Consider the following 14,604-nt stretch of genomic DNA (forward strand, 5'->3'; position numbering starts at 1 on the left):
TCCTTTTCCGATCATTCCCGCCCCGCCCATGGGACCAGCACGCGCTCGATGCGGCGGATGGTGAATTCGAGCACGAAGGCGATGGCGGCGATCACCAATATGCCCATGATCACCACGTCGGTGACGAGGAACTGGGCCGCCGACTGGATCATGAAGCCAAGCCCGCGCGTTGCCGCCACCAGCTCGGCCGCGACCAGTGTCGACCAGCCGGCGCCGAGCGCGATGCGCAGGCCGGTCAGGATCGAGGGCAGGGCGCTGGGCAGGATCACGTGGCGGACCACTTGGCGTCGAGTCGCACCAAGCGAACGCGCGGCGTTGACGCGCTCCCGCGAGACGCCGCGGACGCCCGAGGCGGTCGACAGCGCGACCGGCGCCAGCATGGCGATGGCGATCACCAGGATCTTCGACGGCTCGCCGATGCCGAACCAGATGATGACCAGCGGCAGGTAGGCCAGCGGCGGGATCGGCCGCAGGAATTCGAGCAGCGGATCGAAGATGCCGCGCCCCACCGTGCTGATGCCTATGGCGAGCCCCACCGGCACGCCGACCAGGATGGCGGCGACCAGCGCGGCAAAGACGCGGCCCAGACTGGCGACGACATGCTGCGGCAGCGTCGCGTCGACGAAGCCGTCGCTGATAACCACGATGAACTTGTTCCACACGGCTAGCGGCGAGGGCAGGAACACCGGCGACACCAGTTGCAGGCGGGCCGACAGTGTCCAGAGCGCCAGCACCGCCAGGATGGTGGCGGCGCTGACCATGCGCGCCGAAACGCCCGTCCGTTTCGCCCGTGGCCTCGACCAGGGCACCGACAGGCCGTCGATTTCGTCTGTCCTTGAACCGGGCCGTTCGGTGTAGGAGGAAATGGTCATGCCGCCTCTCCCTCGAAGATCGCGTCGGTCAGTTCGCCGCGCGCCGCCGCGAAGGCCGGATCGGCCTTGATGGCGCGAATGGGCTCGCCTGCCGCGTAACGCCTGGAGAAGCTCGGCTCGAAGGTTCGCACCACGCGGCCCGGGCCGGGCGCCAGCACGACGATGCGGGTGGCGAGCACCAGCGCCTCCTCGATGCCGTGCGTCACCATCAGCACGCCGGCATGGCTTGCCGTCCAAAGGTCGAGCAGCGTCGTCTGCATGCGCTCGCGCGTCAGCGCGTCGAGCGCGCCGAGCGGCTCGTCGAGCAGCAGGAATTCGGGTTCGGCGGCGAGCGCCCGGGCAAGTCCGACACGCTGGCGCATGCCGCCGGACAGCTCCCAGATGCGTTTGTCGCCGGCTTCAGCGAGCTTGACCAGCGCCAGCAGTTCATCGGCGCGGCGCGCCCGTTCGGCTGGCCTCACACCGCGCAGCCTGAGCGCGAAGGCGACGTTCTCGCGCGCCGTGAGCCACGGAAACAGCGCATCGTTCTGGAACACCACGGCCCGGTCCGAACCGGGCCCGGTGATCGGCTTGCCATTGACCGTGGCACTGCCGCGCGCCGGTATGACCAGGCCGGCGGCGACGTTGAGCAGCGAGGTCTTGCCGCAGCCGGAGCGGCCGACAAGGACGACGAAATCGTTCTTGGCAACGCCGATCGACACGTGCTCGACGGCGGGTGCCGGCTGGCCGTCATACTGGATGGAGATCTTGTCGAGCACGAGATGCGGCATGGGCCCTCGCCGATTGGAAGAATATCCGCCGGCCCCAAAACCGCGCCTCGTCTGCGGCTTCGAGACAGGCAATACGCGGCGTGGGAAGGAGAGCCGCGTGTGCGAGGCGTCAGTTCGAGGCCAGCGCCTCGGTGACGTATTTCGAAGTGACGTATTTCGAATAGTCCGGCAGCACCGCGTCGACCTTGCCTTGCTCCTTGAGGAAGGCGGATGCCGCCGCGATCGCACTGACCGTACCGCCGCCGAGGAACTTCCCGGATGCCTGCTCTTCCAGGGTGGGGAAGACATAACCCTTGAGCAGCTCCGGCACCTCTTCCAGCTTGGCGCCGGTGAGCTTGGCGATCGCGACGGCCTGCGACGACGACACCGACCAGGCGTCGGGCTTGGCGAGATAGTCCGCATAGGCGGTGCCCGTCACCTTGACGAAGTCGCGCACGGCTTCCGGGTTCTTCTCGGCGAAGTCGGTGCGCACGATCCAGGCGTCGAAGGTTGGCGCGCCCCAGGCGGCGACCTGCGAGGAATCCAGCACCACCTTGCCGGATGTCTTGATCTGGCCCAGCGCTGGGTCCCAGACATAGGCGGCGTCGATGTCGCCGCGCGCGAAGGCGGCGGCGATTTCCGGCGGCCGCAGGTTGAGGATCTGGACCGATTTCGGATCGACATTCTCGTGCTTGAGCGCGGCAAGCAGGCTGTAATGCGTCGTCGACACGAACGGCACGGCGACCTTCTTGCCGGCGAGGTCTGCGACCTTCTCGATGCCGGCGCCGTTGCGGGCGACCAGCGCCTCGGATTGCCCGATCAGGCCGACGACGAAAATGGTCTGGATCGGCAGTTCGCGGCTGGCGGCGGCCGCCAGCGGGCTCGAGCCGACATAGCCGATATCGACCGAGCCAGAGGCGACCGCGGCGATGACATCGGCGCCGGAATCGAATTTGCGCCAGTCGATGCTGGCCTTGGTCGCCTTTTCATAGGCGCCATCGGCCTGCGGCACTTTCGAGGGTTCGACCACCGTCTGGTAGCCGATGGTGATCCTCAGGTCTTCGGCGAGCGCCGGGCTGAGGAAGGCGGCGCCGGCGAGGGCGGCCGATGACAGAAGGAGAATGCGTCGCGAAATGGTGGGCATCAAAGGGCTCCATGAAAAGGGAAAACCGGATTGCATGTCCATAGTTCGCTAATTCCATGGTTCTTGTAGAGTTAAATCCTTCCAAGGGAGGAGAGCTTGTTGGAAAAAAGCCACTGGCGGCGGGCCGCCACGGCGGAAGTGACGGTTGCCGTCGTCCAAGAGCGGCGAGCCCATCAACTTTGCCCGAGGGCTCGCCTCGACCGTTGCAGATACAGAGAGGTTCAAACCAGAATTCCAGATTTTCCCTACCTCCAGCAAGTCAATGCTTCAAATGGCAGAGAATTTAGAATGGAGTTCCGCGTGCCGCCACTTAAGTATAGTAATCTTATCAAATAAGGTTGGAGGCGCTGAATGACGGGCCGTACTCACCACATCGCGGGCGACCGCTGGCGTCACCGGCTTCCGGCTGCAGGCCTTCATGCAAGCAAGCGATGTTTCCGTGTCATCGGTGTCACAAGGCGGGCCTAAAATCGCCGCAACGAGTTGAAAATCCAACAAGATCAATCGCAATTGGCTTGTATATCATGTCACTGGAATTTATGTGTCGTGGAGGCTTCGGCGCGGCGGGGAGGCACGCGAGGCGTTTCGCAACGGATGGTCTAAGGCCATCGCACGACAGAGAAACGTTCGGTTCATGCTCACCAAAAAAGGCAAGTACGGCCTCAAGGCGCTCGTCCATCTCGCGCACATGCCGGCCGGACGGCTCGCCTTCGTCGGCGATATCGCGACCGGCAACAACATTCCGAAGAAATTCCTCGACGCTATACTGGGCGAGCTGCGCAATGCCGGCTTCGTCCAGAGCCGGAAGGGCAAGGAGGGCGGCTATCGCCTGGCCCGGCCCGCCGACGAGATCAAGGTCGGCCACGTCGTGCGCGTCCTCGACGGTCCGCTGGCTCCGATCCCCTGCGCCAGCCGCACACAGTATCAGCGCTGTGAAGACTGCAACGAGGCGACATGCCAAGTCCGACATCTGATGCTGGAAGTCCGGCAGGCGATCGCCGAGGTGCTCGACCAGCGCAGCCTCGCCGAGATGCGCGACATTGCCGACGACCTCCCGGTCGCGAGGGACGACCTGCCGGTAGTGCGGAACGACCTGTCGGTCGCGGTGAAGGTCCAGGCCTGAAGCCGGCACTTCGCATGGGGCTCGCTTGCGCATGACCGGGCGAACGAACCCGACCCGTTCCATCATCATCGTCGGCGGCGGCGCCAGCGGCGTCGTGCTGGCCGCGCATCTGCTCAAATCGCCCAATCCGGACCTGCGCGTCACATTGATCGAAAAACGCCCGCATTTTGGCCAGGGCATTGCCTATTCGACGCTGCTGTCGGCGCATGTGCTGAATGTCAGCGCCGCAGGCATGAGCGCCTATGCCGACGATCCCGGCAATTTCTGGCGCTGGCTGCTGGAGCGGGGGCTTGCGACACCGGAACAGGCTCCGGTCTATGCGCCGCGCAGCCTCTATGCGCGTTATCTCAAGGAATTGCTCGACGACCTGGAAACGCGCGAGCGCGAGACCGGCCGGCTGCGCCTGATCCGCGAGGAGAGCCTGTCGATCACGCCGACGGCGTCCGGGGTCGAGGTGGCGCTCGCCAACGGCACCAGCGTGGTCGCCCATCTTGCCGTGCTCGCCACCGGCCATGACGAACAGCCCGCGCAGGGCCACGCGATCCGGATGGGCTCGGAAGCCGACACCGCGCTCGATCCAGACAGCCGCATCCTGGTGCTGGGCACGGGCTTGAGCATGGTCGATGCATTCCTTTCCCTGGAGCAGCGCGGCCATCGCGGCGACATCATCGCGGTGTCGCGGCGCGGCCTGCTGCCCTCGCCGCATCGCAAGGGCAATCCGATCAAGCTCGACGTCGCCGACATCCCGCTCGGCACCCAGCTCTCCTATTTCGTCGGCTGGTTCCGCGACCTCATCCGTCAGAACCAGAAGGCCGGCGTCGACTGGCGCGACGTGGTGGACGGCCTGCGCCCCTTCAACCAGAAGATCTGGCAGAACTGGCCGGCCTCGGCCAAGCGCCGCTTCGTCGAGCACACCAAGGCCTGGTGGGACATCCATCGTCACCGCATGGCACCCGAGGTCTACGCCAGGGTGACGGAGGCCGTGCAATCGGGCCGCATCCGGCCGCTCGCCGGGCGCGTCGTCGCCGTCACGCCGGGCGACGGTTTCGCGGTGGAGGTCCAGTCGCGCCACACCCAGCGCCTCGAAACATTCGGCGTCGCCCGCATCTATGATTGCTCCGGTATCGTGCGCGACATCTCGACCTCGTCGAACAGCGTGGTGCGCTCGCTGGTCGACCGCGGCCTGGCGCGGCCGGACCCGCTGCGCATCGGCCTCGACGTCTCGGCCAATTGCGAGATCATCGCCGCCGATGGCACCGTTTCGCGAAAAATTCTCGCCGTCGGCCCGCTGACGCGAGGCACCTTCTTCGAGATCGACGCCATTCCCGATATCCGAGTCCAGTGCGCCAGGCTGAGCAAGCGGTTGCTGGGGTAGACAATCCCAGGCGGCGATTGTCTTTGGCAAGTGGTGCCCGCCTTAAGCCGCGAGCGTCTTCCGTGATCGCACCATATTCGGCTGGGCGTAGTCTGGTATTCGTCCTGAGCGGCCCTATGTCGGTCTGAACAACTTCCGTTCTTAACTATAAAACGGCAGGACTAAAGTCTTGCGCGCTAGCAGGCCTTGGTCCGAGGGGTCTTCGAACGTTCCGTGCTTGTCCATTGGACGTTCCATTACTTTAGTCAATCGAGATATACGTGGCTTGATATGGACCGCGGTAATGGGGATGCGAATCGGCCTGCCAAAAGGCGCGATCTTCCTTCCGTCGAGTGACCCAATGCCTCCCCAGCCCGGTTTCGAGCCAGTGCTTTCCTATGCCCTCGGACCAAAAGAATGGCCGGTGCGGGGATGCTTGGGTTGGAAGCAGGTCGCACCGGCCATCGCGGGTTAGGCTTCGATTGGGATCGTCCCCCGCACGACCAAGCTACATATATATTAGCTATTGCTCAACTAAGACTTAAGTCCCTCCAGCTACCAGCCGGAGGGATGGCGTTCAGCCCAAATGCCTCACACACGGCGCGCGCGGTCTCGGCGCCGGAAAATTCTGCTGGCCGGTGATCAGGTTGCGACGCCTTCGCTGGACCGGATCATGCCGCCGTCCAGTCCCACGGCTTGGCGCTGTCTCGCTGGCGTTTCGGTCGGCACCGCCTCGCCTGGATGACGGCCCCATGGAATTTCATTCCCCGTCTGGCCACCGGATTGGCACGATCTATCTTCTTTCCAACTGCGATCGGCTGGAAAAGACGGTAGGGTTGACCCATGGAGGCTCCGACATGAGTGAGCATAGAAAAACCACGGCCGACAGTGGCTCCTCGGATAGGGCGCTCTCGCGCCTCCGGCCGCCCTATGCGTCGTTGCTCGATCTGATCGGGCAGACGCCCATCGTCGAGCTGACCAAGTTCGACACCGGAAAATGCCGGCTGTTCATCAAGCTCGAGAGCCAGAACCCTGGCGGCTCGATCAAGGACCGTATCGCGCTGTCGATGATCGCGGCGGCCGAAAAACAGGGCAAGCTGAAGCCCGGCGGCACCATCGTCGAGGCGACAGCCGGCAATACCGGCCTTGGCCTCGCCCAGGTCGGCATTCCCAAGGGTTACCGCATCATCCTGGTCGTGCCCGACAAGATGTCGCGCGAGAAAATCCAGCATCTGCGCGCGCTCGGCGCGGAAGTGCGCATGACGCGTTCCGATGTCGGCAAGGGCCATGCCGAATATTACCAGGACATGGCGGAAAAAATCGCCGCCGAACTGCCCGGCGCCTTCTACGCCAACCAGTTCGCCAATCCGGCCAACCCGCTGGCGCATCAGACGACCACCGGCCCGGAGATTTTCTCGCAGCTTGACGGGGATGTCGACGCGGTGGTGGTCGGCGTCGGCTCGGGCGGCACGCTGACCGGACTTGGCCGCTACTTCGCCGAGGTGTCGCCGAAGACGGAGATGGTGTTGGCCGATCCGGTCGGCTCGGTGCTGGCGCCGCTGATCAAGACCGGCAAGATGGAAGAGGCGGGAAGCTGGACCGTGGAAGGTATCGGCGAGGATTTCGTGCCGCCCAATGCCGATCTGTCTTTGGTCAAGAAGGCCTATTCCATCACGGACAAGCAGAGCATGCTGGCGGTGCGGGATCTGTTGTCCCGGGAAGGCATACTGGCCGGCTCGTCTTCGGGCACGTTGTTGTGGGCGGCGCTGCGCTATTGCCGCGAGCAGACGGTGCCCAAGCGCGTGGTCACCTTCGTCTGCGACAGCGGCAACAAGTACCTGTCAAAAGTGTTCGACGATTTTTGGCTGGCGGAACAGGGACTGGCCGAACACGAACAGCATGGCGACCTGCGCGATCTCGTGATGCGCACTCACCGTACCGGCGACACTGTCTATGTCGGGCCGGACGAGAGCCTGCTCAACGCCTATGGACGCATGCGCCGCTCCGATGTCTCGCAACTGCCGGTGCTCGACAATGGTAAGCTCGTCGGCATCGTCGACGAGAGCGACATCCTTGCCCATGTCGACGGCCCCTATGACGGGCGCTGGGAGCGCTTCAACGGCCCGGTGCGCACAGCCATGACCTCGAACCTGCACACGCTGCAGGCCAGCCAGACGCTGGACGCGCTGCTGCCGGTGTTCGACCGCAACGAGGTTGCCATCATCTTCGACGGCGACGAGTTCGTCGGCCTGATTACCCGCATCGACCTGATCAACCATCTGAGGCGCGCACGATGACAACATCCGGAAAGAACCGCCTGGCGTTTTCGACGCGCACCATCCATGGCGGCCAGAGCCACGACCCGCTCACCGGTGCGGTGATGGTGCCGATCTACGCCACCTCGACCTATGGCCAGCAGTCGCCCGGCGTGCACAAGGGTTTCGAATATGCCCGCAGCCAGAACCCGACGCGATTCGCCTTCGAGCGCGCCGTGGCCGATCTCGAAAGCGGCTCGGCGGCTTTCGCATTCGCTTCCGGCCTGGCGTCGATCGCCACGGTGCTCGAATTGCTCGATTCCGGCGCGCATATCGTCGCCACCGACGACATTTATGGCGGCTCGTTCCGGCTGATGGAGCGGGTGCGCAAGCGCTCGGCCAATCTGCAAATTTCTTTCGTCGATTTCACCAATCTGGCCGCGGTTGAAGCCGCGATCCGGCCGGAAACAAAAATGCTTTGGGTCGAGACGCCGACCAATCCATTGCTGCGCATCGTCGATCTCGAAGGCGTCGCGGCGTTGGCGAAGCGCAAGGGAATCTTGTCCGTCGCCGACAACACCTTCTGCAGCCCCTACATCCAGCGGCCGCTGGAGCTCGGCATCGACATCGTGGTCCATTCGACGACGAAATATCTGAACGGCCATTCCGATATGGTCGGCGGCGTCGCCGTGGTCGGCGACAACAAGGATTTGGCCGACCGGCTGAAATTCCTGCAGAACGCCGTCGGCGCCATATCAGGCCCGTTCGACAGTTTCCTGGCGCTGCGCGGTTTGAAGACCCTGGCGCTCAGGATGGAGCGCCATTCCGCCAACGGCCTGAAGATCGCGCAGTGGCTGGAAGCGCGAAAAGATGTGCGCCGCGTCATCTATCCCGGCCTCGCCAGCCATCCCCAGCACGCCATCGCAGTCCAGCAGATGCATGCCTTCGGCGGCATGATCACGGCTGTGCTCGATCGCGATCTTGCCGGCACCAAACGCTTTCTCGAACGCACGCAGCTGTTCACGCTGGCCGAAAGTCTTGGCGGGGTGGAGAGCCTGATCGAGCACCCGGCGCTGATGACGCATGGCTCCATTCCCGCCGAGAAGCGGGCGGAGATCGGCATATCGGATTCGCTGGTGCGGCTGTCGGCGGGGATCGAGGATGGCGACGATCTGATCGCCGATCTGGATCGGGCGCTGGGGGGCTGAGTGCCTTTCGGCTGACCGAGGCCCGTGTTGCTCGCGGGCATGCCCTGCGTCGCGCCTTGCTCCGCCCACGACGATGAACTCGCCGATCTGAACCAGATCAGGCGTCGTGTTTGTGGCGATGCTTTCCGCGGTCTTTCTCGGCGTGGGATTCTCCGGAGCGTACCGGCTTGGCGTTGTCCTTGTCGCGGCGCCCTCGGTGCTGGTCGCCTATCGGAGATAGCGGCACGCCGTGGCGCGCGGTTTTCGTTTCGAGACGGGTGATGAAAATATCGAAGCGATTGGGCATCGTCCGGTCAGTGCTCCGTCGTGCTGTCGGGTTTGTTGTCGGAAAGCCTGACATCCGTCGGCAAGGCAATCGCGGCCTGCTTGGTCAGGCTGGTGTCGTCCCGGGCCGGCAGCCGCTTGTCCTGGCGTGCGGCAATTCGGCCGCGGCCGGCATAGTAGGGCTCGAAAGCGTCCTGTATCGTCAGGCTGTCCATCCTGTCCTCCCTTGGGAATCAGGGGCTAAATCTGCCAAAACCGGTTTCGTTCCCTACTGTGGCGAAGGAATGGCGACTGCCTTACATGGGTGTGAGTTTTGCAAGCCGGCGCCAGCCATGCCAAATGGGTTTGGCAAGCCAACAGGCTGAACGGAGACGGCATCGGTGACTGGCGAAACGGGCAAGCGCAGCTATGTGGTCGGGCAGACCGAGATCGCGGCCCGTCCGCTCGATCCGGCGCTCTATCTGGTGGCGACGCCTATCGGCAACCTCGCCGACATCACGCTGCGCGCGCTGGAGACGCTGGCCGCCGCCGACATTGTCGCCTGCGAGGACACGCGCGTGTCGCGCGTGCTGCTCGACCGCTACGGCATCCGCCGCCGCACCACGGCCTATCATGAACACAATGCGGGCGAGGCCGGGCCGAAGCTGATCGCCGCACTCGAAGCCGGCCAGAGCGTGGCGCTGATCTCGGATGCCGGCACGCCGCTGGTCTCCGATCCCGGCTACCGGCTGGTCGGCGAGGCGCTCGACCACGGCATCCGCGTCGTGCCGATCCCCGGCCCCTCGGCGCCGCTTGCCGCGCTGACGGCGTCGGGCCTGCCGTCGGACGCTTTCCTGTTCGCCGGCTTCCTGCCCGTTAAATCCGGACAACGGCTGGCCCGGCTGGAGGCGCTGAGAGCCGTGCCGGCGACGCTGATCTTCTTCGAATCGCCCCGCCGGCTGGCCGAGTCGCTTGGCGCCATGGTCGAGGCGCTCGGCGGCGAGCGCAAGGCCGCCATCGGCCGCGAATTGACCAAGACGTTCGAGGAGATGCGCACCGGCACGCTGCGGACGCTTGCCGAGCATTATGCGGCGGCCGATACGCCCAAGGGCGAGATCGTCGTCTGCGTCGGCGCCGCCGAGGCCAAGGCCGACGAACCTGAAGACATCGATCGCCTGCTCTTGTCGCTCGCCGCTGAAATGCCCGCCTCCAAGGCGGCGGCGGAAGCGGCGAAAATGACCGGCGGCCAGAAGCAGGCGCTATATCGGCGGCTGCTCGAGCTCAAGGACAGACCATGATCGCGAAAAGCGGAAACCGGTTTTCTCGGACAAACGGTTCCGTTTGTCCAAAAGTCATGGCCGAGCAACGAGAAACCAGCGGTGGCTGAGCGCCCGAGCGCCAGCCGCCAAAAGGCCTACCGGCGCGGCCATCGCGGCGAATGGCTGGCGGCGGCCGCGCTGATGTTGAAGGGCTACCGGATTCTCGCGCGCCGCCACCGCACCCGCTTCGGCGAGATCGACCTGATTGCGCGGCGCGGCGACCTCGTCCTGTTCGTCGAGGTCAAGGCGCGCCGCACGCTGATAGAGGCCATGGAGGCGATCGGTCACGAATCGGAGCGCCGCATCGAGGGTGCTGCCGATATCTGGCTGTCCCGCCAGCCCGACTATGGCAGGCTGTCGATGCGCTTCGACATGGTCGCCGTGCTGCCCTGGCGCTGGCCGGTGCATGTCCCGAATGCGTTTTACGGAAGGAGTTGACAGAAATCCGTGCGAGGCAGCCCCCTCATCCGGCCGCTAGGGGAGAGCTCGGGTTGCCCCGAATTGCCCCTCTCAATTCGGTTGGCAATCCCGGTGAGGGGCCTGCAACAACGCACGTTCAGCCCCAGATCATCAACGCCACCAGCCCGACGATCCCCACCACCAGGCGCCACCAGCCGAACAGCGAGTAGCCGTTGCGCGAGACGTAGTCGAGCAGGTAGCGCACCACGACCAAGGCCGTGACGAAAGCGGCGACGAAGCCGATGGCGATGATCGGCAGATCGGCCGAGGTCAGCACGTTGCGGTTCTTGAACAGGTCGAAGGCGAAGGCGCCGACCATGGTCGGGATGGCGAGGAAGAAGGAAAATTCCGCCGCCGCCCGCTTGTCTACACCCAGAAGCAGCGCGCCGACGATGGTCGAGCCCGAGCGCGACGTGCCGGGGATCAGCGACAGGCACTGGAACAGCCCGATCTGCAGGTAGAGTCTGGTCGGGAACCGCTCGACGTCGCGATAGACCGGCTTGAGGTTCATGCGGTCGACGACCAGCAGCACGACGCCGCCGATGATCAGCATGATGCAGATCAACCGGGGTGATTCGAACAGCACCGTCTTGATGAAGTCATGCGCCAGCGCGCCGATGATCGCCGCCGGCAGGAAGGCGATGAGGATGCCGATGACGAAATGCCGCGTCAGCCGGTCATGCGGCAGGTCGAGCAGCATCTGCCACAGGCGCCGGAAATAGACGCTGAGGATGGCCAGGATGGCGCCGAGCTGGATCAGGATCTCGAAGGCCTTGCCGGTCGACTGGAAGCCGAGGAAATGGCCGGCGAGCAGGATGTGGCCGGTCGAGGACACCGGGATGAATTCGGTCAACCCCTCCAGCAGGCCAAGCAGCAGGGCTTCGACGATGGTCTGGCTTTCCATTTCTACCTCGGCATTGGCGTGACGGCTAACAGAATGGCTTGCTTGTCATGGCGCCGAAGTCCCCCTATAGGTCGCAACACCCCTGACGGCCCGCTAGCCGGGCGGCCAAGACTTACCGGTGCGCCCTGCGATTCGCCAGTGTGGCAATCCGGAATTCGCCATACCTGGAACGAGCGCGACGCGCGAATTCCGGATTCTGAACGACACCAGTGCGCTTTATCATCGCGGAACCATGCTGACGCTTTTCCACCATCCCATGTTCGCTACCTGCCGCTTCGTCCGCCTCGCCTTTGGCGAGTATGGCGAGGAGCTGGCGCTGATCGAGGAAAAGCCGTGGACGCGGCGCAAGGAGTTCTTGGCGCTGAACCCGGCCGGCACACTGCCGATCCTGCTGGCCGAAGGTGACGTGCCGATCATCGGCGCGACAGTGATTTCCGAATATCTCGACGAGACGCGCGGCGTGCTCAAGCGCGACAAGCGGCTGTTCGCCGAGGACCCGATGCAGCGCGCCGAAATCCGCCGGCTGATCGACTGGTATCTCAACAAGGCCGAAAGCGAAGTGACGCGCCATCTGGTGCGCGAACGCGTGCTGAAGCCGGTGATGCCGGAAACGGCGGGCGGCGGCTCGCCCGATTCAGGCGCCATCCGCGCCGCGCGCGCCAACATCCGCCAGCACATGAAATACACCAACTGGCTGGCGGGCACCCGTCATTGGCTGGCCGGCGGCAGGGTCACCTATGCCGATCTGGCGGCCGCCGCGACGCTGTCGGTGCTCGACTATCTCGGCGAGATTGACTGGCGCGAACACCCCGCCGCGCGCGAATGGTACACGCGGGTGAAGTCGCGGCCCTCCTTCCGGCCGCTCCTGACCGACCGCGTGCGCGGCCTGTCACCGGTATCGCACTATGCGGATCTCGACTTCTGACGCGTCGAAACTGCGCGCGCTGATCGACGCGGAGGCGCGGCGCGCCGGCTTCGACGCGGTCGCCGTCACCACCCCCAATGCCATCCCGCTGGCTCCGGCGCGCCTGGCCGAATTCGTCGCCGACGGCTTTCACGGCTCGATGGACTGGATCGCCGAGACGATTGCGCGCCGCGGCGAGCCATCCACGCTGTGGCCCGACGTGCGCTCGATCATCGTGCTGGCGATGAATTACGGGCCGGACCATGATCCGCGCGACGTGCTGGCCAGGCGCGATCGCGGCGCGATCTCGGTCTACGCGAAAAACCGCGACTATCACGAGGTCATGAAGGGCCGGCTGAAGGAGATCGCCGGCAAGATCGTCGCGCGCGCCGGCGGCGACGTGAAGGTCTTCGTCGACACGGCGCCCGTGATGGAAAAGCCGTTGGCGGAAGCAGCGGGGCTGGGCTGGCAAGGCAAGCACACCAACCTGGTCAGCCGCGAGCACGGCTCCTGGCTGTTCCTCGGCACCATCTTCACCACGGTCGAACTGGAACCGGACAAGCCCGAGATCGACCATTGCGGCTCCTGCCGCGCCTGCCTCGACGCCTGCCCGACCGACGCGTTCCCCGCGCCCTACAGGCTCGATGCGCGGCGCTGCATCTCCTATCTCACGATCGAGAACAAGGGGCCGATCCCGCATGAATTTCGGGAAAAGATCGGCAACCGCATCTATGGCTGCGACGACTGCCTCGCCGCCTGTCCTTGGAACAAATTCGCCCGCGCCGCGTCCGAGGCCAAGCTCGCCGCGCGCGACGATCTGCGCGAGCCGCCGCTCGCCGATCTCTTGGCCCTCGACGATGCCGGCTTCCGCGCCTTCTTCTCCGGTTCGCCGATCAAACGCATCGGCCGCGACCGTTTCGTCCGCAACGTGCTGATCGCCGCCGGCAATTCCTGCGACGGCGCGCTCGTCGGCGTCGTCCGGGACCTGCTCGGCGATGCCTCGCCGCTGGTGCGGGGCGCGGCAATATGGGCGCTGGCGCGGCTGGTGCCGGAAACCGAATATGCCGAACGGGCCGCGAACGGCTTGAACAGTGAGGACGACGCGGCGGTGCGCGAGGAATGGCGCCTGGCGCGGCCAAGCAGGGCGCATCCATGAGCGGAAAACAGGTCTTCATCTTCGGTGCCGGCTATTCCGGAACGGCCTTTGCCCGCGCCAATAGGGGAGCCGCCAGCATCTTCGGCACGACACGCTCCGAGGAAAAATTCGAAGCGCTGCGCCAGGCCGGCATCGTCCCGCTGCTGTTCGACGGCAAGTTGACGAACGAAATCGGCGCTGCGCTGGAGAAAACCACGCATCTGGTGGTTTCGGTCGGCCCTGAAGAAGCCGGCGATCCGGTGTTGAATGCCGCTCGCCAGGCAATCGCAGGGATGCCGGCGCTGGAATGGATAGGCTATCTCTCGACCGTTGGCGTCTATGGGGATCATGGCGGCGCCTGGGTCGACGAGATGGCCGCCTGCCGGCCGGTGTCGAAGCGTTCGGTGATGCGGGTCGAGGCCGAGCGGGCCTGGCAGAGGCTTGGCGAGGACATCGGGCGCCCAGTGGCGATCCTGCGGCTGTCCGGTATTTACGGTCCCGGCCGCAACGCGCTGGTCAATCTGGAGAACGGCACTGCCAGGCGGCTGGTCAAGCCGGACCAGGTGTTCAACCGCATCCATTGCGACGACATATCAGGCGCGCTGTGGCATCTGATCAGCGGCAATAGAGGCGGCATCTTCAACGTCACCGACGATGAGCCGGCGCCGCCGCAGGATGTCGTCGCCTACGCCGCACATCTGATGAGCGTTGAGCCGCCGCCCGAAATTCCCTTCGACACCGCCCAACTTTCGCCCATGGCGCGGTCCTTCTATGGCGAGAACAAGCGGGTCACCAATGCGGCGATCAAGGCGGCGGGCTATCGGTTTCGATTTCCCGATTATCGCGCCGCTTTCGACCATATGTGGGCAAGCGGCGACTGGCGTGACGGTGCGCCGCGCAGCCCGATGAGGGGCGTGAAGGGATAGGATGATCGA

The 14,604-nt window shown here is 64.9% G+C and carries 15 protein-coding genes; 9 read left to right on the plus strand and 6 right to left on the minus strand.

Annotation, left to right across the window (positions count from 1 at the left end):
* Positions 1-11: 11 nt before the first annotated feature.
* From LB554_RS21110 to tauA, 3 genes are all read right to left on the minus strand, one after another.
* Positions 12-872, minus strand: coding sequence for an ABC transporter permease subunit (locus LB554_RS21110; RefSeq protein WP_140823037.1), 861 nt, complete (start codon positions 870-872; stop codon positions 12-14).
* On the minus strand, positions 869-1,642 hold the full coding sequence (locus LB554_RS21115) for a taurine ABC transporter ATP-binding protein (protein ID WP_224586784.1): 774 nt from the start codon (positions 1,640-1,642) through the stop codon (positions 869-871). The genes LB554_RS21110 and LB554_RS21115 overlap by 4 nt, the downstream gene beginning before the upstream one ends.
* Positions 1,643-1,751: 109 nt before the next feature.
* Positions 1,752-2,765: a taurine ABC transporter substrate-binding protein gene (gene tauA, locus LB554_RS21120; protein WP_224586786.1), complete on the minus strand. Its 1,014-nt coding sequence runs from the start codon at positions 2,763-2,765 to the stop codon at positions 1,752-1,754.
* Between the two features lie 634 nt (positions 2,766-3,399).
* Between tauA and LB554_RS21125 the strand changes: the two genes are divergently transcribed.
* The 4 genes from LB554_RS21125 to LB554_RS21140 all read left to right on the plus strand — a co-directional run bounded on the left by LB554_RS21125 (position 3,400) and on the right by LB554_RS21140 (position 8,705).
* Positions 3,400-3,888 (plus strand): RrF2 family transcriptional regulator, encoded by a 489-nt coding sequence (locus LB554_RS21125; protein ID WP_140619852.1) that lies wholly within the window; start codon positions 3,400-3,402, stop codon positions 3,886-3,888.
* 31 nt (positions 3,889-3,919) lie between these two features.
* Complete coding sequence (locus LB554_RS21130; RefSeq protein WP_140660307.1) at positions 3,920-5,263, plus strand: FAD/NAD(P)-binding protein; 1,344 nt, start codon at positions 3,920-3,922, stop codon at positions 5,261-5,263.
* A gap of 836 nt (positions 5,264-6,099) precedes the next feature.
* On the plus strand, positions 6,100-7,539 hold the full coding sequence (locus tag LB554_RS21135; protein WP_224586788.1) for a pyridoxal-phosphate dependent enzyme: 1,440 nt from the start codon (positions 6,100-6,102) through the stop codon (positions 7,537-7,539).
* Positions 7,536-8,705 carry a trans-sulfuration enzyme family protein gene (locus LB554_RS21140; RefSeq protein ID WP_224524798.1) on the plus strand — a complete coding sequence of 390 codons (1,170 nt, stop codon included), beginning with the start codon at positions 7,536-7,538 and terminating at the stop codon, positions 8,703-8,705. The genes LB554_RS21135 and LB554_RS21140 overlap by 4 nt, the downstream gene beginning before the upstream one ends.
* A 97-nt stretch (positions 8,706-8,802) precedes the next feature.
* Here the strand turns inward: LB554_RS21140 and LB554_RS21145 are convergent, their stop codons facing one another.
* Both LB554_RS21145 and LB554_RS21150 read right to left on the minus strand, forming a co-directional pair.
* Positions 8,803-8,991, minus strand: coding sequence for a hypothetical protein (locus tag LB554_RS21145; RefSeq protein ID WP_015314719.1), 189 nt, complete (start codon positions 8,989-8,991; stop codon positions 8,803-8,805).
* A 7-nt stretch (positions 8,992-8,998) separates the two neighbouring features.
* A complete protein-coding gene (locus tag LB554_RS21150) occupies positions 8,999-9,184 on the minus strand; it encodes a hypothetical protein (RefSeq protein WP_015314718.1) in 186 nt (61 codons plus the stop codon).
* 165 nt (positions 9,185-9,349) lie between these two features.
* Between LB554_RS21150 and rsmI the strand changes: the two genes are divergently transcribed.
* Both rsmI and LB554_RS21160 read left to right on the plus strand, forming a co-directional pair.
* Positions 9,350-10,246, plus strand: coding sequence for a 16S rRNA (cytidine(1402)-2'-O)-methyltransferase (rsmI, locus tag LB554_RS21155; RefSeq protein WP_224586790.1), 897 nt, complete (start codon positions 9,350-9,352; stop codon positions 10,244-10,246).
* 81 nt (positions 10,247-10,327) lie between these two features.
* Positions 10,328-10,705 (plus strand): YraN family protein, encoded by a 378-nt coding sequence (locus LB554_RS21160; RefSeq protein ID WP_015314716.1) that lies wholly within the window; start codon positions 10,328-10,330, stop codon positions 10,703-10,705.
* A 118-nt stretch (positions 10,706-10,823) separates the two neighbouring features.
* On the opposite strand, the gene LB554_RS21165 is transcribed toward LB554_RS21160, so the two are convergent.
* Positions 10,824-11,630: an undecaprenyl-diphosphate phosphatase gene (locus LB554_RS21165; protein ID WP_015314715.1), complete on the minus strand. Its 807-nt coding sequence runs from the start codon at positions 11,628-11,630 to the stop codon at positions 10,824-10,826.
* Between the two features lie 232 nt (positions 11,631-11,862).
* Here LB554_RS21165 and LB554_RS21170 point away from each other — a divergent pair, with 232 nt between their 5' ends.
* From LB554_RS21170 to LB554_RS21180, 3 genes are read left to right on the plus strand one after another with little or no spacing between them, the layout of a single operon-like run.
* Positions 11,863-12,555: a glutathione S-transferase family protein gene (locus tag LB554_RS21170; protein WP_015314714.1), complete on the plus strand. Its 693-nt coding sequence runs from the start codon at positions 11,863-11,865 to the stop codon at positions 12,553-12,555.
* Positions 12,536-13,690: a tRNA epoxyqueuosine(34) reductase QueG gene (gene queG / locus LB554_RS21175; protein WP_224586792.1), complete on the plus strand. Its 1,155-nt coding sequence runs from the start codon at positions 12,536-12,538 to the stop codon at positions 13,688-13,690. The genes LB554_RS21170 and queG overlap by 20 nt, the downstream gene beginning before the upstream one ends.
* Positions 13,687-14,595: an SDR family oxidoreductase gene (locus LB554_RS21180; protein WP_224586795.1), complete on the plus strand. Its 909-nt coding sequence runs from the start codon at positions 13,687-13,689 to the stop codon at positions 14,593-14,595. Before queG ends, LB554_RS21180 begins: the two co-directional genes overlap by 4 nt.
* Positions 14,596-14,604: the final 9 nt, after the last annotated feature.

This window comes from Mesorhizobium sp. CO1-1-11, from assembly GCF_020164995.1.
Taxonomy (GTDB): Bacteria; Pseudomonadota; Alphaproteobacteria; order Rhizobiales; family Rhizobiaceae; genus Mesorhizobium; species Mesorhizobium australicum.